The sequence below is a fragment of the Aurantiacibacter aquimixticola genome, from assembly GCF_003605475.1.
GTDB lineage: Bacteria > Pseudomonadota > Alphaproteobacteria > Sphingomonadales > Sphingomonadaceae > Alteraurantiacibacter > Alteraurantiacibacter aquimixticola_B.
The window spans coordinates 1,223,762-1,242,829 of the sequence record NZ_RAHX01000001.1 but is presented as its reverse complement, the minus strand read 5'-3'; the positions used below and the strand labels follow the sequence as shown (position 1 = coordinate 1,242,829).

The 19,068-nt window shown below is 64.6% G+C and carries 21 protein-coding genes; 14 read left to right on the top strand and 7 right to left on the bottom strand.

What is annotated here, in order from left to right:
• Window positions 1-25: 25 nt before the first annotated feature.
• A complete protein-coding gene (locus tag D6201_RS06285; RefSeq protein WP_120048034.1) occupies window positions 26-1,411 on the bottom strand; it encodes a leucyl aminopeptidase family protein in 1,386 nt (461 codons plus the stop codon).
• 48 nt (window positions 1,412-1,459) lie between these two features.
• Here D6201_RS06285 and D6201_RS06280 point away from each other — a divergent pair, with 48 nt between their 5' ends.
• The 3 genes from D6201_RS06280 to D6201_RS06270 are packed head-to-tail and all read left to right on the top strand — an operon-like array spanning window position 1,460 to window position 3,558.
• On the top strand, window positions 1,460-2,275 hold the full coding sequence (locus D6201_RS06280; protein WP_120048033.1) for a DUF4163 domain-containing protein: 816 nt from the start codon (window positions 1,460-1,462) through the stop codon (window positions 2,273-2,275).
• 41 nt (window positions 2,276-2,316) lie between these two features.
• Window positions 2,317-3,144, top strand: coding sequence for a type I methionyl aminopeptidase (gene map, locus D6201_RS06275; RefSeq protein ID WP_120048032.1), 828 nt, complete (start codon window positions 2,317-2,319; stop codon window positions 3,142-3,144).
• 57 nt (window positions 3,145-3,201) lie between these two features.
• Window positions 3,202-3,558, top strand: coding sequence for a c-type cytochrome (locus D6201_RS06270; RefSeq protein WP_120048031.1), 357 nt, complete (start codon window positions 3,202-3,204; stop codon window positions 3,556-3,558).
• Here D6201_RS06270 and D6201_RS06265 read toward each other — a convergent pair.
• Window positions 3,555-4,214, bottom strand: a complete 660-nt coding sequence (locus D6201_RS06265; protein ID WP_120048030.1) for a heme exporter protein CcmB — start codon at window positions 4,212-4,214, stop codon at window positions 3,555-3,557. The two genes, D6201_RS06270 and D6201_RS06265, sit on opposite strands and share 4 nt — an antisense overlap.
• Window positions 4,211-4,789, bottom strand: a complete 579-nt coding sequence (ccmA, locus tag D6201_RS06260) for a heme ABC exporter ATP-binding protein CcmA (protein WP_120048029.1) — start codon at window positions 4,787-4,789, stop codon at window positions 4,211-4,213. Before ccmA ends, D6201_RS06265 begins: the two co-directional genes overlap by 4 nt.
• Window positions 4,790-4,842: 53 nt before the next feature.
• On the opposite strand from ccmA, the gene D6201_RS06255 reads away from it, so the two are divergent.
• Window positions 4,843-5,133 (top strand): 4a-hydroxytetrahydrobiopterin dehydratase, encoded by a 291-nt coding sequence (locus D6201_RS06255; protein WP_120048028.1) that lies wholly within the window; start codon window positions 4,843-4,845, stop codon window positions 5,131-5,133.
• 3 nt (window positions 5,134-5,136) lie between these two features.
• Here the strand turns inward: D6201_RS06255 and D6201_RS06250 are convergent, their stop codons facing one another.
• From D6201_RS06250 to D6201_RS06235, 4 genes are read right to left on the bottom strand one after another with little or no spacing between them, the layout of a single operon-like run.
• A complete protein-coding gene (locus D6201_RS06250; RefSeq protein WP_120048027.1) occupies window positions 5,137-5,961 on the bottom strand; it encodes an SDR family oxidoreductase in 825 nt (274 codons plus the stop codon).
• A gap of 47 nt (window positions 5,962-6,008) precedes the next feature.
• Window positions 6,009-6,821: an SDR family oxidoreductase gene (locus D6201_RS06245; protein ID WP_120048026.1), complete on the bottom strand. Its 813-nt coding sequence runs from the start codon at window positions 6,819-6,821 to the stop codon at window positions 6,009-6,011.
• 35 nt (window positions 6,822-6,856) lie between these two features.
• Window positions 6,857-8,821, bottom strand: coding sequence for a S9 family peptidase (locus D6201_RS06240; protein WP_120048025.1), 1,965 nt, complete (start codon window positions 8,819-8,821; stop codon window positions 6,857-6,859).
• A gap of 54 nt (window positions 8,822-8,875) precedes the next feature.
• Window positions 8,876-9,493, bottom strand: a complete 618-nt coding sequence (locus D6201_RS06235; protein ID WP_120048024.1) for a DNA-3-methyladenine glycosylase family protein — start codon at window positions 9,491-9,493, stop codon at window positions 8,876-8,878.
• Window positions 9,494-9,568: 75 nt separating this feature from the next.
• Between D6201_RS06235 and D6201_RS06230 the strand changes: the two genes are divergently transcribed.
• The 10 genes from D6201_RS06230 (at window position 9,569) to D6201_RS06185 (ending at window position 19,061) form a co-directional block, all read left to right on the top strand.
• The gene (locus D6201_RS06230) at window positions 9,569-9,886 is read left to right on the top strand and encodes a 2Fe-2S iron-sulfur cluster-binding protein (protein WP_120048023.1); all 318 of its coding nucleotides are present in this window, start codon (window positions 9,569-9,571) and stop codon (window positions 9,884-9,886) included.
• A 63-nt stretch (window positions 9,887-9,949) separates the two neighbouring features.
• On the top strand, window positions 9,950-10,963 hold the full coding sequence (locus D6201_RS06225) for a cysteine synthase A (protein WP_120048022.1): 1,014 nt from the start codon (window positions 9,950-9,952) through the stop codon (window positions 10,961-10,963).
• A gap of 17 nt (window positions 10,964-10,980) precedes the next feature.
• Window positions 10,981-11,370: a hypothetical protein gene (locus tag D6201_RS06220; protein WP_120048021.1), complete on the top strand. Its 390-nt coding sequence runs from the start codon at window positions 10,981-10,983 to the stop codon at window positions 11,368-11,370.
• Between the two features lie 40 nt (window positions 11,371-11,410).
• On the top strand, window positions 11,411-12,148 hold the full coding sequence (locus tag D6201_RS06215; protein ID WP_120048020.1) for a motility-associated ABC transporter substrate-binding family protein: 738 nt from the start codon (window positions 11,411-11,413) through the stop codon (window positions 12,146-12,148).
• A gap of 327 nt (window positions 12,149-12,475) precedes the next feature.
• The gene (locus D6201_RS06210) at window positions 12,476-12,913 is read left to right on the top strand and encodes a division/cell wall cluster transcriptional repressor MraZ (RefSeq protein WP_242447452.1); all 438 of its coding nucleotides are present in this window, start codon (window positions 12,476-12,478) and stop codon (window positions 12,911-12,913) included.
• On the top strand, window positions 12,910-13,854 hold the full coding sequence (gene rsmH / locus D6201_RS06205; protein ID WP_120048018.1) for a 16S rRNA (cytosine(1402)-N(4))-methyltransferase RsmH: 945 nt from the start codon (window positions 12,910-12,912) through the stop codon (window positions 13,852-13,854). The genes D6201_RS06210 and rsmH overlap by 4 nt, the downstream gene beginning before the upstream one ends.
• Complete coding sequence (locus D6201_RS06200; protein ID WP_120048017.1) at window positions 13,851-14,378, top strand: hypothetical protein; 528 nt, start codon at window positions 13,851-13,853, stop codon at window positions 14,376-14,378. Before rsmH ends, D6201_RS06200 begins: the two co-directional genes overlap by 4 nt.
• The gene (locus D6201_RS06195) at window positions 14,375-16,135 is read left to right on the top strand and encodes a peptidoglycan D,D-transpeptidase FtsI family protein (protein WP_120048016.1); all 1,761 of its coding nucleotides are present in this window, start codon (window positions 14,375-14,377) and stop codon (window positions 16,133-16,135) included. The genes D6201_RS06200 and D6201_RS06195 overlap by 4 nt, the downstream gene beginning before the upstream one ends.
• On the top strand, window positions 16,135-17,607 hold the full coding sequence (locus D6201_RS06190; protein WP_120048015.1) for a UDP-N-acetylmuramoyl-L-alanyl-D-glutamate--2,6-diaminopimelate ligase: 1,473 nt from the start codon (window positions 16,135-16,137) through the stop codon (window positions 17,605-17,607). The genes D6201_RS06195 and D6201_RS06190 overlap by 1 nt, the downstream gene beginning before the upstream one ends.
• Window positions 17,604-19,061: a UDP-N-acetylmuramoyl-tripeptide--D-alanyl-D-alanine ligase gene (locus D6201_RS06185; RefSeq protein WP_120048014.1), complete on the top strand. Its 1,458-nt coding sequence runs from the start codon at window positions 17,604-17,606 to the stop codon at window positions 19,059-19,061. The genes D6201_RS06190 and D6201_RS06185 overlap by 4 nt, the downstream gene beginning before the upstream one ends.
• The last annotated feature ends 7 nt before the right edge of the window (window positions 19,062-19,068 follow it).

Genomic DNA, 19,068 nt, shown 5'->3' with positions numbered 1-19,068 from the left:
TACGCAGCATCCATTCCTCGCAAGGTTACGCGCCGTAACGTCCGCGCAGCATGTGGTAGGCCGCGCGCAGGCCAAGCGCAGCCCCGCCTTTGGGCCTGCCCGGCTTGGCGGCGGGACGCCATGCGAAGGTGTCGAAATGCGCCCAGTCGATGTCATCGGCGACGAACTTGTCGAGGAAGGACGCGGCGACGCTGGCACCGGCAAAGGAATTGCCATGCGCGTTGTTGGTGTCGGCGATGTCCGATTTCAGCCACTCGGAATAGGCATCGTGGATCGGCAGGCGCCAAGGCGCATCGTCATGCACGCGCCCGGCTTCGATAAGCTGATCCGCCGTCTGGTCGCGCCGGGTGAAGAGAGCGGGAAGGTCCGGCCCTAGAGCGACACGCGCCGCGCCGGTCAGCGTGGCGAAGTCGATGATTAGTTCGGGTTCGTGCTCGCTCGCCATGGTGAGTGCGTCGCCCAGGATCAGGCGGCCTTCGGCATCGGTATTGCCGATCTCCACGGTCAGACCTTTGCGCGTTTGCAGCACGTCACCGGGACGAAAGGCGTTGGACGACACCGCATTCTCGACCGCGGGCACCACGCAATGCAGGTGCAGCTTCAAGCCCGTTTTCATGATGAGCTCGGCAAGCGCCAGGGCGTGTGCCGCGCCGCCCATGTCCTTCTTCATCAGCTTCATGCCGGATGCCGATTTGATATCCAGCCCGCCCGAATCGAAGCAGACGCCCTTGCCGACGATGGCGACACGCGGATGCGAAGGATCGCCCCAGGTGAACTGGATCAGGCGCGGGGCATGTTTGCGATCGGCGGCGCGGCCGACGGCATGCACCATCGGATATCCGGTTTCGAGCGCGTCCCCGCGGGTCACATCGAGATCGGCCTTGTGGGCCTTCGCCATCCGCTCGGCTTCGGCCTCGAGAGCAGCCGGCCCCATATCTTCTGCAGGCGTGTTCACCAGCGTGGCGACCAGCGCAGCGGCCTGCGCCTCGGCAATGGCCAAGTCGATCTTTGCTGCGTCCTGAGTCAGCAGGATGCGCGGCCCTTCGGCATCGTCATCCTGGGAATAGCGGGTGAAGCGATATTGCGCGGTCTGCCAGCCGAACTTCGCCGGGCCGGGGCGACGGTCCTCGAGTCGGTAGGTGCCTTCGGGCAGCACTTCGGCAAGCTTTGCGAGGCACCAGCTAGAAAGCTCGTCCGGATCGGCAACGCCGCCGACAGCGAACCATCCCTGACCATCGGGCACGATGGCGGTCTGGTATCCGCCGCCGGTGAATTTCTGTGCGGCCAGAGTGGCGCGCTGCGGCCCGCTCAACCCCTTTGCGAACCCTTCGAACGTATCGCTGTTGACAAGGTGGATCGACACGGCGTCTTGCCCGCGATCCGGCTGGATCAGATTGTCTGCTATGCTCATGGAATATCGCTTGCCGTTTTCGTGGCGGTTTGGAAAGGTTGAGAGGTGATGAAGCGACGACTCACCTGGGTGTTGGTTCCTGCGCTGACGCTCTCGGCCTGCGATATGCTGGCGGGAGAGGAGCAGACGCCTGCACCTCCGCCGGCGACGCCTCTTGCCTCGGCATCGGCGTCCACGTCGGCACCTATCGGCGGCGCGAGGCAGGTTTCGGAGGAGACCGACACCTTCCTTTTCGAATACGCCTATCCGCAGGAAGCGGGCGAGGTAGAAGGGCTGGCCGCCTGGCTGGACGGCAATCTCGATACCCAGCGCAATGCTCTTGCCCGCGAAGCCGAGCGTGCACGCCGCGATGCGCGCAGCAATGGCTTTCCGTTCAACAAATATTCCAGCAATACCGCCTGGGCGGTGGTCGCCGATCTCCCAAAGTGGCTCAGCCTTTCGGCCGAGAACGACATTTACATGGGCGGCGCGCATCCCAATTACGGTTTCGACGCGGTGGTGTGGGACAAGGAGCAAGGGAAGCGACTCGAGCCGGCAGCCTTCTTCACGTCGCTGGACGCATTGGATAACGCCTTGGGCACCCGCTTGTGCGAGGCGCTCAATGCCGAACGCGAGCAGCGGCGCGGTGTGCCGGTCGCCGAGGGATCGGACGACGATTTCGACGCCTGCGTGCCTGCTGAGGAAACCACATTGCTGCTCGGATCGAGCGGGGGGCGCGCCTTCGACCGGATCGGCGTGCAGATCGCACCGTACGTGGCCGGACCCTATGCGGAAGGATCCTACGACTTCAGTTTCGATGTCGATGATGCCGTGCTTGCAGCAGTGAAGCCCGAATATCGTGAGGCGTTTGCGGCACGCGACTAGCGCGGCTCGCATTTGTCGCGGGCATCGCCTAAGTAGCGTGCATGACACAATACCAGCACGTAACCGAGGACATGTCCGTCTATCGCGACGGGACGATCAAGCTGCACGGGCCGGAAGGCTTCGAAGGGATGCGCAAGGCCGGACGGCTGGCTGCGGAAATCCTCGACGAGATGACGCGCCGGGTCGAGCCGGGCGTGACGACAGAGTCGCTCGACACGGTCATCCGCGAAATGATGCTGGACGGCGGCGCAGTGCCCGCCACGCTGGGCTATCGCGGCTACACCCACAGTTCCTGTATCTCGATCAACCACGTCGTGTGTCATGGCATTCCCTCGGATAAGCGGCTGAAAGACGGCGATATCGTCAATATCGACGTCACTCCGCTGCTCGATGGATGGCACGGCGATACCAGTCGGATGTTCTTCGCAGGCGACGTGCCGCTCAAGGCGCAGAAGCTGGTCGAACTCACCTATGAGTGCCTGATGATCGGTATAGGCGAAGCGAGGCCCGGTGCTCGGCTGGGCGATATTGGCGCTGCGATCCAGAAACATGCGGAGCGACAGCGCTACGGCGTAGTGCGCGATTTCTGCGGCCATGGTCTCGGCCGCCTGTTCCACGATGCGCCCGAGGTCGTCCATGCCGCACGCGCCGGGACGGGGCCGGAATTGAAGCCCGGGATGTTCATGACGATCGAGCCGATGATCAATCTCGGCCGACCAGCGGTGAAGCTGCTCAATGACGGCTGGACGGCGGTTACCCGCGACAAGAGTCTGTCGGCCCAGTTCGAACACTCCATCGGCATCACCGAGGACGGCGCGGAGATCTTCACAACCTCGCCCGAAGGTTTGGACAAACCGCCTTACGATTGATCTGGCACAAAGCTTCGGCCCTCGCCGTGACCTAAGACAGGTCAGAAGGAGGGTCGTATGAAGAAGTCCGTATTCGTAATTATTGTCGCATGCTTCGGTCTTGGCTCATGCCAGCATGCACCCGAATCCGTGCCGGTCGCGCCGGAGTATCGGGAAGCTCACGCGCTGGCGCAGGCGGCCTGCGCGGGATGTCATTCGGTCGAACCGTACGGACTGTCACCAAATCCCGCTGCTCCCGAATTTCCGCGGATCGCGAACGCGCGCGGCCTGACACGAGACAGCCTCGCAAACTGGTTGACCGAGGCGCACAACTATCCCGAGCAGATGGATTTCTATCTCGACGAGGAAGAGGTGGAGACGCTATCCGCTTATATCCTCACTTTGCGGCGCGAGGACTATCACCCGCCCTACTAGCTTTCCCGGCTCGCCCTGATGGCCGCTCCGGCGGCGAAGGGTGTGATGGCTACGAGGGCAAGGCTGATGGCGGCGGTAAGGGCGAGGCCGCCGGTCTGGTCGCTCGAAAGCGATCCCGCGCCGAAGATCAGCAGCGGCACGGCAAGCGGGATCACAAGCAGCCCGGAGAGCGCAGCGCCGCCTCGGAGGCCGACCGTCAGCGCAGCGATGAGGATCCCGATGGCCGCGAGGCCCGGCGTTCCCGCCAGCAGGCCGAGGAGGACGATGCGGAGCGTTTCACCGTCGATGCCGACCAATGCGCTGGCAGGCAGGGCGGCCAGCATCAGGAACGGTCCGAAACTGAGCCAATGGGCGAACAATCGCACGGCGATCACGATCTCCTCCGCGATGCCGCGCAGCGCCCATTGGTCGAAGAAGCCGCTCTCCACGTCCGGGGCCAGCAGCCGGTCGAGCGGCAGGATCGCGGCGAGCAATGCGGCAACCCACAATACGCCGCCCCCCGTCGCGCGCAAAATCACGGCATCCGGTCCGATAGCGAAGGGGTAGAGCATTGCCACCGCGATGAAGAAGAGTAGCGGAAGCAGAGAATTGCCGCGCCGCGAGCCCGGCAGGAGCAGTGCCAGATCGCGCAGCAGAAGCGTCCACAGCGCGCTCATCCGGCGAACTCCGCCAGGTCGAGCTTCTGCGTCTCGCGCAGGGCGATCGGCTGGTGGCTCGCGATAACGACAATGCCGCCGCCCGCGCGGTGATCGCCGATTAGTGCCTCGACCAGCGCTACTGCATCGCGGTCTAGTCCGTTGAGCGGCTCGTCCAGCAGCCAGATCGGCGCGCGCTGGCTCATCAGTCGGGCGATCGCTGCGCGCTTGCGCTGACCGGTCGAAAGGTAGCGCACCGGCACGTCGAGCAGCGTGTCCAGGCCGAGATCGGGCGAGGGGCCGACCGGGGCGCCGTCCAGTCGCTGCCAGAAGGCGAGCGCACGGCCGAGCGGCTGATGCTCGTCCAGCGCGAGGTTTTGGTCGAGCATCGCCATGTCGCCCTTGCGTTCGACCGATCCATTGTAAGGCCGCAGCAGACCGGCAAGCATGCGCAGCAGGCTCGTCTTGCCCGTCCCGTTCGCCCCGCGCACTTCCAGCGCCTCGCCCGGCGACAGATCGAGCGAAAGGCCGACAAACAGCAGCCGCTCGCCGCGACGGCAGGCAAGATCGCTCGCGGAAAGTCGGCACGGTTCCATCGCTTCGCGCGTTAGGCCAAGGAACGCAAAACGCGCAAGGAAAGGACGAGACGATGGGTGTGAGCAAACTGGACCGGAGCGAGGCGGAGCAGCGGCTGGCGAAGCTGGATGACTGGGAATTCAGCCGCGATGGCGATGCGATCAAACGCGAATTCAAGTTCGACGATTTCGTCGCCGCATGGGGCTTCATGAGCCGCGTCGCCATTCTGGCCGAGAAGCAGGATCACCACCCCGAATGGTCCAACGTCTACAACACAGTCGAGATCGAACTCACCACGCATGACGCCGATGGCCTGTCCGAGCGGGACTTCACACTGGCGGGCGATATCGACGCTCTGCGCTAGCCATCAGTCATGCGCCGGTCGGCCCTCGCTGCGTTCGTGCGCCTCGGCCAGCAGGCGGGCGCGTTTGCGCAGCTTGCCGGGAAACCACTTGGCGGCCCGCTTCATGCGCTTGGCGGTTTCGCCGACCAGCACGTGCGTCTTCGATCCGTGGACCGCATTCCACGCTTCCCTTGCCACGTCCTCGACCGGTGTGAATTCGAGTCCCGCCTTCACCACCGCATCGCGGATCGGCGTGTTGCGGCTGCGGTTCGGCGGGTTCATCAGCAGCGGGGTGTCAATGAAGCTGGGCATGATGGAACGGGCCTTGATCCCATGCACGCTCCATTCGGCATCGAGGCTCTCGGTCATGGAGCGCACGCCCGCCTTGGTCGCGCCGTAAACGCTTTGGTTCGCCATGCCGTAGATCGCCGCCGCGCTCGCCGTGTTGAGGAGGCAAGAGCCGGGTGCCGCAGCCTTGAGATACGGATACGCCGCTTTCGCGCCATAGAAGACGCCGCGCAGATTCACGTCGAGCAGCAGGTCGAGCTCTTCATGGGTGACTTCGCCCAACGGTCCGCCCGAGGGAAGGCCCGCATTGCTGGCCAGCACGCCCAGTCTGCCATCGGTGTGCCCGGTGAAATTGGCCAGCGCCTCGTCCCACCCTGCGCGGTCGGTGACGTTGAATCTGTAGGTGAGGCAGGCGCCTTCAGGCAGGAGCGCGACGGTTTCGTCCATGCCGGCCTGGTTGAGATCGGAAATGCCGACCAGCCAGCCCTCGGCCCCGAAATGCTGCGCGATGGCGCGGCCGATGCCGCTGGCGCCGCCGGTGATGAAAATACTCTGATACATGCGCGTCGTCCTCTCCATTTCCGGGATGCGGGGAGGGGAGCCAGCGGTCAACCCATCAGCTTGGCGCCCTGTTCGACGAGTTTGCGCGACTTGTGGCGGATGTAGCCGGGCATCCAGCGGGCGGCGCGGGCAATCGTGTACGCGGTCTTGCCGACTGGATTGTGCAGCTTGTCGCCGTGGACGGCGCGCCAGAAGGTTTCGGCGACATCCTCCACCGGCGTGAATTCCAGGCCAGCCGATTGCACGCTTTCGCGGATAGGCTTGTTGCTCTTGGCATGACTAGACTGCGCAAGCAGCGGCGTATCGATATAGCTTGGCATGACGTCGCAGACGCGAATGCCGTCCTCCGCCCATTCGATGTCGAGTGCTTCGGTAATGGCGCGCACGCCGAATTTGCTGGCGCAATAGACGGTCATTCCGCCCTGTCCGTACAGGCCCGCCGCGCTGCAGGTGTTGACCAGGCAGGAGCCGGGCGCGGTCGCCTTTAGGTATGGATAGGCCGCCCGCGCGCCGTAGATCACGCCCGCAAGGTTCACATCGAGCGTCCGGTCGATTTCCTCGGTCGAGAGATCAATGAGCTTGCCGCCCAGCGGGATGCCGGCGTTGTTGGCCAGCACATCGATGCGCCCGCCCGAAGCCTCCGCGAAATTGGCGAGCGCGGTCTCCCACTGATCGGGCTTGCGCACGTCGAGCTTATGCGCCGACCAGGTGCCTTCGGGCAGGGACGCGCCGGTTTCCGCCATGCCCGCTTCGTTGACGTCGGCCAGGCCGACGAACCATCCGCCATGCGAGAATCTCTGCGCGATCGCACGCCCGATGCCACTGCCGCCGCCGGTGATGAAAATGCTTTTGTAGTCCATCAGACTTCACTGCGCATTACTTACAGTCATGTCAACTACAGGCCGACATGTTCCCGGCCTGTCCGGATTTCGGCTGTCGACGCGCCCAGCACATCGCCCACGGGCTCCGCGCGTCCGCCGATCACTTCGGCCAGGAAATTCTCCGCTATAGCATTGAAGGCGATATTGTTTTCCGGGCGGTGGAAGCCGTGCCCTTCGTCCGGGAACAGCACGTAGGTGACGGGCACGCCATCGCGCTCCATCGCTTCCACGATCTGGTCGCTTTCGGCCTGCTTCACGCGCGGATCGTTCGCGCCCTGGCCTATCAGCAGCGGCCTGGTAATGTCCTTCGCGCGGTAGAGCGGGCTGATATCCTTCAGCTTCTGCAGGCCTTCTGGCGTGGTCGGATCGCCCATTCGTTCGTGGAACTGCTTGATGAGCGGCTCCCAATAAGGCGGGATGGTTTCCAGCAGCGTTTCGAGGTTCGATGGCCCGACGATATCGACACCGCAGGCAAACACGTTCGGCGTAAAGGCGAGGCCGACCAGAGTTGCGTAGCCGCCATAAGAGCCGCCCATGATCGCCACCTTGTCGCGCTCGGCGACGCCTTGCTCAACGGCCCACTCGACCGCGTCGAGCAGGTCGTCATGCATCTTGCCCGCCCATTCCTTGTCGCCCGCGCTGGTGAAGCCCTTGCCAAACCCGGTCGAACCCCGAAAATTGACGCTGAGCACCGCATAGCCGCGATTGGCAAGCCATTGGTGCGTGCGATTGTAGCCATAGCCATCGCGTGCCCACGGACCGCCATGGACGTAGAGCACCATCGGCACGGGCGCGCTCGGCACGCCGTCGCCATCGAGATCGCTTTGCGGTGGCAGGGTGAGATAGCTCGGCAATGTCAGCCCGTCTCGCGCGGGAATTTCGACCGGGTGCATCGGCTGTAGCGGCGCGCCTTCGAGCTCCGGCTTGGTGACGTAAAACTGCGTCAGCGTCATCGCATCGCGATCGAACAGATAGCTGACGATGGGCGCTGTCAGCGGGTCGTTCCAGACCAGCCAGCGACGATCGTCGTCCGTGCGCGACTGCACGCCGAAATCGCCGTCCAGCCGCTCGCGAAGCCAAGCGAGCGCCTCGCCGATCTCCGGGTCGATGGGGTGATGCTCGGTGCGCAGATAGGTTGCGCTCCACGCCTGCACGACGCCGGTCTTGGGCTCGCGCATCGTGCCGCCGATATCGGCCTTGTCATGCTCTGCGATGAGCTTGCGCTCGCCCGTTGCCGTGTCTTCGGCAAACAGCGCGGCCGTGTCGCGACCGCGACTGTCGAGCCAGTAGAGCGTGCTGCCATCGGTGGTGTAGCCAGCCATGCCGGTGGTGAGTGCATCGTCCAGCCCGGTCGTCTCCCGCGGTTCCTCGGCCACGACGCCGTCGACGATTTCGTGCATGTCCGTGCCGCCAGCAGCGTTCTGGCGCACGGCCCAGCGCAGCGTCAGGCTGTCATCGGCCTCGAAGCCTGCCCACTCATTGTTCTCGAACACCAGCTCCAGCTCGCCGCTGTTCAGGTCCAGCAGGTGAACGTCGTGGAAACGCGGATCGCGGTTGTTGAGGCCAACGAGCAGCTTGTCCTTGATTGTCTCCGATCCGCCGACGACCTGGACGCGCGTGTCCTCGAACGGAGTGAGACAGGTCTCCTCCGCGCCTTCACGGGCCGTCACCGGCACTGTGTAGAGCAGGAAATTCTCGTCGCCCTCCTTGTCCCGGACATACAGCAGGCTCTGGCTGTCGGGCGCCCAGAAGTATTGCGGGATCGGACGATCCTTCGCGCTCGTCATGCGGCGCGAATTGTCGGGATCGTCGGTCGGGGCGAGAAACACGTTCATCACGCCTTCCCACGGCGCCATCCAGCTGACCCAATTGCCGTCCGGACTGATCTTGCCGCCGGAGCGGGTCGGATTGCCGAACAGCATCTCGCGCGGGATTAGCGGCGTATCGGCAACACGGTCGGCGGCGGTGGTATCGGTCATGGAAGCTCCCAGTGTTCTGCCGGGGAGGTAGGAAGCGGGCGGCGTGTTGCCAACCTAAAGCGCTGGATTGTTGTAGCAATGCCAGGTGAAGATCGCCGCCGCGCCGCGATGGGGGCGCCATGGCTCGGCGAGCGCGCGGGTGGCTTTCTCGTCCGGGCGCTCTGGTAGGCTCAGGATTTTGCCGATACCTGCCATCACCGCGAGATCGCCGGCCGGCCAGATATCTGGCCGGCCCTCGGCGAAGAGCAGGTAGATTTCCGCCGACCAGCGGCCGATACCCTTGATTTTCGTGAGTTCGGCGATGGCTTCCTCGTCGTCCTCCGGCAGGTTTTCGAGTTCGACTTCGCCCGCTTCGACCAGCTCGCACAGGCTGCGGGCATAGCCCTGCTTCTGGCGCGACAGGCCGCAGGCGCGGAGCGTATCGAAATCGCGGGCGAGGAGGTCGGCAGGAGCGAAGCCTTCGCCGAGTTCCGCCTCCAGCTTGTTCCACATCGAGGTGGCGGCCGCGACGCTCACCTGTTGGCCGACAATAGTGCGCAGCAATGTCATGTAGCCGGTGTCGCGGATGCGCGGCTCGGGATAGCCTGCGAGTTCCAGTGCGGCGGCAATCTTCGGCTCGCGACGTGCCACCTCGTCCAGCGAGGCGCGGATCTGCATGGCCGAAAGTCCCATATTGCCAATCCTTGCCTTGTCGCCGCCGATTGCCTAGCGCACCGCCTCGACTTTCACTGCAGGAAAAGCAAGCTCATGCCAAAGCTCATCGTCGTCAATCGCGCAGGCGAGGAATCCACTGTGGACGCGGCCGACGGCCTGACCGTGATGGAAGCGATCCGCGACAACGGTTTCGACGAGCTTCTGGCGCTGTGCGGCGGCTGCTGTTCCTGCGCGACCTGCCACGTGCATGTCGACCCGGCCTTTCAGGGCAAGCTTCCGGCCATGAGCGAGGACGAGGACGATCTGCTCGACAGCAGCGATCACCGCGACGAGACATCGCGCCTGTCCTGCCAGATCCCCTTCACAGGCGATCTGGACGGGTTGAAGATCCGCATCGCCGAGGAAGACTGAATTAAGGCCCTGAGGGGCTTTCTCGCGTTGCGCTCCTCCGGCGCGCGTCCTACCTGCAGAGGCATGACAGCGCCCGCAGCACGCACCGATACGCTCGATCTCATCGGCAATACGCCGCTTGTCCTGCTTGCCGGGCCGAGCGAAGCGGCTGGCTGCGAGATTTGGGGCAAGTGCGAATTTGCCAATCCCGGTGCCAGCGTGAAGGACCGCGCGGCGCTTTATATCGTGCGCGACGCGGAAGCGCGCGGCGAACTGAAGCCGGGCGGCACGGTGGTGGAAGGCACGGCGGGCAACACCGGCATAGGCATGGCGCTCGTCGCCAATGCGCTAGGCTACAAGACCGTGATCGTGATGCCCGACAATCAGTCTCGGGAAAAGATGGACACGCTGCGCGCGCTCGGTGCGGAGCTGGTGACGGTGCCGCCGACCAAGTTCGCCGATCCCAATCACTTCGTGCACACCAGCCGCCGGATTGCGGATGAGATGGACAATGCGATCTGGGCCAACCAGTTCGACAATGTCGCCAATCGCCGCGCGCATATAGAAGGCACGGCGCGCGAGATCTGGCAGCAGCTTGATGGCCGGGTGGACGGTTTCACCTGTGCGGTCGGCACGGGCGGAACGCTGGCGGGCGTGGGGATGGGGCTGAAGGCGGAGGACGAGAACGTCCGGATCGCCCTGACCGATCCGCACGGTGCGGCCTTGTACGATTACTTCGCGCATGGCGAGCTGAAGTCCGAAGGCAATTCGGTGGCGGAGGGCATTGGACAGGGGCGCATTACCGCCAATCTCGAAGGCGCGCCGATCGACACGCAGTTCCGGATTTCCGACGAGGAAGGCCTGGAATGGGTCGCGCGTCTGCTGCGTGAAGAAGGACTGTGCCTCGGCCTGTCTTCCGGTATCAATGTCGCGGGCGCGGTGGCGCTGGGCCGCCAGCTTGTCGCCGATGGGCGCGAGGATGCGCGGGTGGCGACGATCCTTTGCGATACTGGCTTTCGCTATCTCTCCACGCTCTACAATGCCGAATGGCTGCGCGCCAAGAAGTTGCCGGTATTCGACTGGCTAGGTTCATCTTGACACGGTAAAGTGTGGCGATGGCACCCGATCCCAAGGAATTCTTGCGTCGCCGGGCCGCTCTGGCAGAGGCGGCGGCTCCTGCCGCCGGCGGTCCGCTCGGCGGAACGCGGGCAGAGCGTATGCAGCGCGTGCAAGTCGGCGGTTTCGGTATCCTTGCCATGGTGCTGCTTGTCGGATTGGCCGACGCCGTCACGAGCCGGGTCCAGGAGACCGAAGCGGTGACCGTGCCGGAAGCAGCGCCGACCGTCGTCGCGAGCGAGGCAAGCGCACCGCGCGATCCGCTGGCCGATGCAGGCGTCGTGCCGGAACTTCCGGTAGAGAACACGCCGACGCAGCCTGTCGACAATACGAAGCCGCCCGGCGACCTTCCGACCACCATGCCCACGCAGAATGCCCCGCTTCAGTAGAGCGCTTGCCGCACTATCGGCTCTGTCGCTGGCGTCTTCATTGGCGGTTCCGGTGGCGGCGCAGGTCGATGTGAGTGCGGGTTTCGAGGACGAAGCCGACACGCGCCCCACGCTCGCCTTGATGGGGACGATCCCGATCTATTGGGGCGAGGCCGATGGCTTTGCCGATCTTCTATCCGGAGAAAGCGAGGCGCATTGGGCGCGCAGAGTGTTGCAGGAGAGCTGGCGGGTCGCACCGCTTGATTATCTTTCCGCCGACGCACTATCCCCGCATCGCTTTCTCATGCTGGCGCAGCCGCGCGGTTTTTCCGGGGAGGAGAATGTCGCGCTGGACGATTGGGTGCGCGCCGGTGGGCGATTGCTGTTGTTCGCGGACCCGATGATGACCGGCCATTCGCATTTCGGCATTGGCGACCGGCGCAGGCCGCAGGATGTGGCACTTCTCTCACCGATCCTTGGTCGCTGGGGTCTCGCCTTGCAGTTCGATGACACGCGTCATGAAGGCATGACCACCGGGGAATTCGCTGGGCAGGTGGTGCCGGTAAATCTGCCAGGACAATTCGTCTCCGTGGACGGCGGGATGGCGCAATGCACGATTGCGGCAGAAGGGCTGGTCGCCCAGTGCCGGATCGGGGACGGCGCTGCATTGATCGTGGCGGATGCCGCCATGCTGGATGTTGAAGGTCCACATGCGGACGCTACGGCTGCGCTCGACCTCTTGCTCGCACAAGCCACGGGGATTTCGCGGGAAATCGAGTCGGTATCCGTCGATGATTGAAGGAAATCGCAGTTATTCGCGCCACATCTCACTATGAGTTGGCGGGAAGGGCGTGATATGAAATCGTTATTTCTCAGCTAGATAGAGCTTTCACCCACACTTTCCCGTAATTTCCCCTTCCATCCCGCGGCATGCCGCGTTATTCCGTGATTCTATCGGACAACAAGCCCGTGATGCGCCTCTTTCCGGGGCGGCCGGGTCGTGCTCTCGCGCGGCTCGGTGCGGGGAAGACGTGTCCGGTGAATGGATCGGGGAGGAATCGTGGCGCAGCGGCCGTCAGTGTACAGAGGTCAGGGCTTTTCGCTTCGCGGCGAAAAGAACCGCTTTGTGCTGCCGCCATCCTTCCGCAAGGTTTTTGCCGAAAACGACGATGAGCGCGTGCTGTGCCTGATCCAACACGACCGGTTTCCGTGCCTCTCGGCCTTCGGCCTGTCGCGTTCGACGAGTTTCGAGGATGTCCTCGACAAGGAAGAAGAGAACGCCGTCCGGCGCGGCGAGGATTTCGACCGGGATCTGCGCGCCATGCAGCTTTACGGCTTCGTCGAAGTGCCGTTCGATGCGAGTGGGCGCTTCATCCTGCCCGATCACCTCGCCGGCCTCGCAGGGATCGACGACAATATCTGTTTCCTCGGTGGCGGCCAGTTCATCACCCTCTGGGATCTCGATCGTCTGCAAGCGATGGGATCCGCCTTCGCCGCGCCCCATGCCGCCTGCGCGGCGCTCGCGAAGGATGCTCGCGCCAAGGCCGAGGGGAAGAAGCGATGAACGCGCCCCATGTCCCTGTTCTCCTTGACGAGGTGCTGGAAGTGCTCTCGCCGCAGCCGGGCGATGTAATCGTCGACGCGACCTTCGGGGCGGGTGGCTATACCCGCGCAATCCTCGACACTGGCGCGACGGTGCACGCATTCGATCGCGACCCTGACGCTATTGCTGCCGGTCGCGAATGGGCGGAAACGCAAGGGTCCGATCCGCGCCTTGTCCTTCACCCGCGACGCTTTTCCGAAATGGTGAGCGCGCTGGCAGACCTGGGCGTCGCCCGTGTGGACGGCATCGCCATGGATATCGGCATCAGCTCCATGCAGCTCGATCAAGCGGAGCGCGGCTTCGCCTTTTCCATGGACGGACCGCTTGACATGACGATGAGCCGTGCCGGACCGAACGCTGCCGATTTCGTCAATGAGGCCGAGGCTTACCACATCGCCGACGTGCTCTATCGCTATGGCGAGGAGCGCCAGTCGCGCCGTGTCGCCCGCGCCATCGTCGCCGCACGACCGCTGTCCACCACCGGCCAGCTTGCCGAAGTCGTGCGCCGTGCGCTCGGCTATCGCAGCGGGCAGGGCAAGGATCCGGCCACCCGTAGCTTCCAGGCCATTCGGATCCACGTCAATGGCGAACTGGACGAGCTGGAGGCGGCGCTCGACGCTTCCGAAATGCTTCTCAATGACGGCGGGCGGCTCGCGGTCGTCAGCTTCCACAGCCTTGAAGACCGGATGGTCAAAACATTCCTTCGCGACGCTGCGAACAAGAACCCCCGCGGCTCGCGTCACCTGCCCGAAGCGGGGGAGAACCCCCTCCCGCGCTTCGGGCAACTGACCAAGGCTATCCGCCCGTCAAAGGCAGAGATCGAGCGCAATCCACGTGCCCGTTCCGCCACTTTGCGCGGCGCGGTTCGCACCGCTGCGCCGGCCAGGGAGATTGCCGCATGACGCGCGCCACGCATCCGCATCCGCTGCGCCGCATCGGCTGGGCCGCCGCGCTCGGCGTGTGCTTTGCGCTTTATATCCTGCTGCACCTCAAGGTGACCGCCGTGCACGCCGATGTCGTGCGCGCGGAGAAGGAAATCGTGCGGCTGGAATCGAAGAAGCTGTTGCTCGAAACCGAATTCCTCACGCGCTCCAATCATGTCCAGCTGGCGGCGTGGAACCGCGTCGATTTCGGCTTTCAGTCGCCCGAGGCATCGCAATTCGTCCACGGGCCGCGCCAGCTCGCCACCTTCGGCCTGCCGCGTGCAGCGGATGCACCGGCGCCGATCCGCCTGGCCGGGCTGCGTTCAGGCGAAGATGTGCCCGATTTCCCGCGGATCGTCTCGCCCCTTACCGGTGAACCGATCGATCCAAAGCTGCTGGAAGGCGGCAGCGATAGCGATCGCGGCAGTATCGCGACCATTGCTCCCGGACCGCTGCGCCTCCCGATTGCCGGTGCGCGAAGCGTGGAAGTCGCCGCACGGTGAGCACGCTCGCCGCCCCGCGCGCGATCATTTCCGGACCTGCCGGGTTGGGCGACCACCGCCGGCGGAGCCTGCTGATCGCGCGCCTTCGCCTGCTTCTCGTTATCGCCGTCTTCGCGCTGGTCGCAGTGGCGGCGCTGGTGCGTATCGCATGGATAGGAACGGTCGAGTCCGGCCCGGCGCAGCGCAGCATGGCCGATGATCTGCTCCCTCCGCGCGGAGAAATCACCGATCGCAATGGCGTCCCGCTTGCCCGTGCCTTTCCCGCCTATGCCTTGTGGTACAATCCCGACGCGATGCGCGAAGGCGGCGATGGCGGCCCGCCGCTCGTCCGCTCTCCCGAGGAAGTGACGCGGAAGCTCAAGGCGATATTTCCCGATCTCGACACATATGAGGTGACGCAGAAACTGGCCGCAGGAAAGCCCGCTTATTTGCGCCGCCGCGTCCTGCCCGAGGACGCAAACAGGGTTTTCGCCATCGGAGAGCTGGCGCTGGAACTGCCGCAGGAAGAGGACCGGCATTACCCGCAGGGCTCGCTCGCCGCGCATGTGCTCGGCTACGTCGCGGCGGACGGCAATGGCCGGGTGGGCATGGAACAGGTCCTCAACGATCATCTGACCGATCCCGCCACGCGCGGCGAGCCTATCGCGCTCAGCATCGACATGCGCGTGCAGGGCGCGTTGGAAGACGAACTTCGCCGCGGCATGCTGTCGGTGGATGCGGTGGGCGCTGCCGGCATCGTGCTGGATGTCGATACGGGCGAGGTGATGGCGCTTGCCTCGCTTCCCGAATTCGATCCGAACGCCGTCACCTCCAGCGATGTCCGCGTTACGCAGGCGCAGCGCGATCGCGGCATAACCGCGCGCGCCTTCAATCGTGTGACCAACCAGGTTTACGAGCTCGGCTCCACCTTCAAGCCGCTGACCGTCGCTGCCGCCATCGACAGCGGCGCGATCACCGGGCTCGGGCGGCGCTGGAGCACCGCGCCAATGAAGGTCGGAGGATACACCATAAAGGACAAGAAGGTGCGCGGGTCGACAATCCACGCACCCGACACGCTTATCTATTCTTCCAATGTCGGCACCGCGCGCATCGTCGACGAACTCGGACCGGCGAATCTCAAGCGTTACATGGAAGATCTCGGCATGAACGAGCGGCCCTATATCGAGCTGCCCGCGCGAGGTTTTCCGATTTGGGCGAGCGGTGAATGGCCGCGTCTGCGTGCCATGACTGTCGGCTACGGACACGGGATCGCGGTCACTCCGCTGCACCTCGCCAGCGCCTACGCGGCAATGGTGAATGGCGGCATCTGGCGTCCGGCGACTTTGAAGCGCGTTGCGCCAGGCCATGCGCCCCGCGGCCGCCGTGTGTTCAAGCCGAGCACCAGCGCGCGCATGAACCAGCTTCTTCGCATGATTTCCGTCTACGGCACGGGCCGCAGCGCCGATGCGCCGGGCTTTCGCGTCGGCGGCAAGACCGGCAGCGCGGAAAAGCCGGGCAATGGTGGCTATCGCCAGACGACGCTGGTTTCGACCTTTGCCGCCGCTTTCCCAATGGATCGCCCGCGCTACGTGATCGTCGCGATGCTGGATGAGCCGAAGGGGACGGTCGCCAGCTCCTTCCAGCGCACGGCTGCATGGAATGCCGCGCCCATCGTCGGGCGGCTGGTGCCGCGGATCGGTCCGCAACTGGGCGTGCTGCCCGATGCGGATCGCGACATCGACCTGACCGACCTACGCCCGCTCGTGGAGACGAACTGATGCGCCTTGCCGATCTGGCCCTGGTCGCCGACATCGATCCGGGCGACAGTGCGCAGACGCGCATCACCGGTTTTGCGATCGACAATCGCAAGGTCGCACCCGGCAATGTGTTCGGTGCCTTCCAGGGATCGAGCGTCAATGGCGAGGATTTCATCCCTGCCGCAATCGCCAGCGGAGCCGTTGCCGTAGTCGCTCGCCCCGAAGCGACGGTAGAAGGCGCGCTCCACATCGCGAGCGATACACCGCGCCGCCTCTTCGCGGAGCTTGCTGCGACATATTTCACGCCGACACCGCAGACGGTAGTCGCCGTGACAGGAACGAACGGCAAGACATCGACGGTCGAGATGACCCGCCAGATCTGGCGCATGTGCGGGGAACGCGCGGCCAGCATCGGCACGCTGGGTGTCACCACCCCGGAAGAAAGCGTCTCCACCGGCCTGACCACGCCCGACATCGTCACGTTTCTCTCGAACAATACCGGCCTGGCGCGTGAGGGCGTGACGCATCTGGCCTATGAGGCATCGAGCCACGGGCTCAGCCAGTATCGCAATGAAGGCCTGCCCGTCGCGGCCGGTGCCTTCACCAATCTGAGCCGAGATCATCTCGATTATCACGTGGACATGGAAGACTATTTCGCCGCCAAGATGCGGCTGTTTTCCGAAGTCGTGGACAATGATGGCGCGGCGGTGATCTGGGCGGACGACGAATGGTCCAGCCGCGTGATCGAGGTCGCGCAGGAGCGCGGCCTTCGTATCTTTACCGTGGGCGAGAAGGGTGAGGGCATCCGCCTGACCGCGCGCGAGGCCACGCCTCTCGGCCAGGAACTGACCCTGGAAAACGATGGCGAAGCGCGCAGCTTTCGCTTGCCATTGATTGGCGCCTATCAGGTCGCAAATGCGCTTACCGCTGCAGGGCTGGCTTTGGTGACTGGAGGAAACCCGGCACAGGTCTTCGATGCGGTGTCGCGCCTGCAACCGGTGCGTGGACGGTTGGAACGCGCGGTCATCGCCGCAAGCGGCGCGCCGGTCTATGTCGATTACGCGCATACACCCGATGCACTCGGCGCCGCCATCGCGGCACTGCGTCCGCATGTGAAGGGTCGCCTGATCACCGTGTTCGGCGCAGGCGGGGACAGGGACAAAGGCAAGCGTGCGCCGATGGGTGCCGCGGCCGCAAAGGACAGCGATATGGTCATCGTGACCGATGACAATCCGCGCGGGGAAGACGCCGCCGCCATCCGTGCCGAAGTGCTGCAGGGTGCCGAGGGCGCTCGCGAAGTGGCCGGACGGCGAGAGGCCATCGCGGCGGCAATCGTCGAAGCGGGGCGTGACGATATCGTGCTGATCGCCGGCAAGGGACACGAACAGGGACAGATCGTGGGATCGGGAGAAGATATGCGGGTGCTACCCTTCGATGACGTTACCGTGGCGCGCGAATGCGCGGCCGAATTGTCGCAGGGTGGTGGGCAATGAGCGCTGCGCTCAAGCAGCTTCGCTGGCCGCGCGCGCAAAGCGATGCGGCGCGCCTCGCCTTGTGGACGTCAGCCGAAATCGCCGCCGCTACAGGCGGGACTGCTTATGGTGAATTTCAGGTTAGCAGCGTCGAAATGGACAGCCGCGACGTGCAGTCCGGTGATCTGTTCTTTGCGCTGAAGGGCGAGGCGATGGACGGCCATCGCTTCCTCGACATGGCCTTCGCCAATGGCGCAGCCGCAGCCGTGGTGGACCGGCCGATCGATCGTCCGCACGTGCTCGTCGAAGACACCACCTCCGCGCTGCTCGCATTGGCCGACGCCGCCCGGCAGCGCGTTTCGGCACGCATCGTCGGCGTTACCGGTTCGGTCGGCAAGACCGGCGTGAAGGAGGCTATCTTCACCGCTCTCGAGCGCACCAGCCGCGGAGCGGCGCACCGCAGCGTTCGCAGCTACAACAACCATGTCGGCGTGCCGCTGAGCCTGTCGCGCATGGCCGCGCGCAGCCGCTATGGCGTATTCGAGATGGGTATGAACCACGCGAACGAGATCGCCGGTCTCACTGCGCAGGTTCGGCCTCACGTAGCCGTGATTACCACCATCGCGCCGGCGCATATCGAAAATCTCGGCAGCATGGAGGCGATCGCCGATGCCAAGGCGGAGATTTTCCAGGGGCTGGAAAAGGGCGGTACGGCCGTCATTCCTGCCGATAGCGACCACTTCGAACAACTTCGCGATGTGGCGCTGGCGCAGGGTGCGAAAGTGCTTTCCTTCGGGCGCAGCGCGCATGCCGACATGCGCCTGCTCGACGCGATTGCGCAGTCCGATGGCGGATCGCTGGTTACCGCCAGCATGGGGGCCATCGGACTTGTCTACACCGTCGCCGAACCGGGCGAGCACTGGATCGACAATTCCCTTTGCGTCATGGCCGCCGTGCACGCCGCGGGCGGCGATCTTGGCGCGGCAGGTCTCGCGCTTGCCGAGATGGGCGGGCTGAAGGGGCGCGGGGCGCGGCTGCGGGCCAAGGTGCCGGGCGGGCATGCGCTCATCATCGACGAAAGCTATAACGCCAATCCCGCCAGCATGCGCGCAACGCTCAAGCAGTTGGGGCAGACGCCGGCGACGCGCCGCGTCGCCGTGCTCGGCAGCATGAAAGAGCTTGGCGACTTCGCGGACCGTTTCCACGCACAGCTTGTCGACCCGGTATCGGCGGCAAATGTCGATTACACGGTGCTGGTGGGCGACGAGATGCGCAGCCTGGCCCGGCAGATGGGGAAACTGCCCCGCGATACGCTTGGCAATGCGCTCCGCTACGCCCATTGCGAGAATGCGGGCGAGGCCATTGCGGCGCTGCAGGAATTCGGATTGGCCGGCGGTGACGTCGTGCTGGTCAAGGGCTCCAATTCGGTAGGGCTCTCGCGCGTTGTGGATCACTTCGCCGCCAAAGAGGGCTGATACGCGC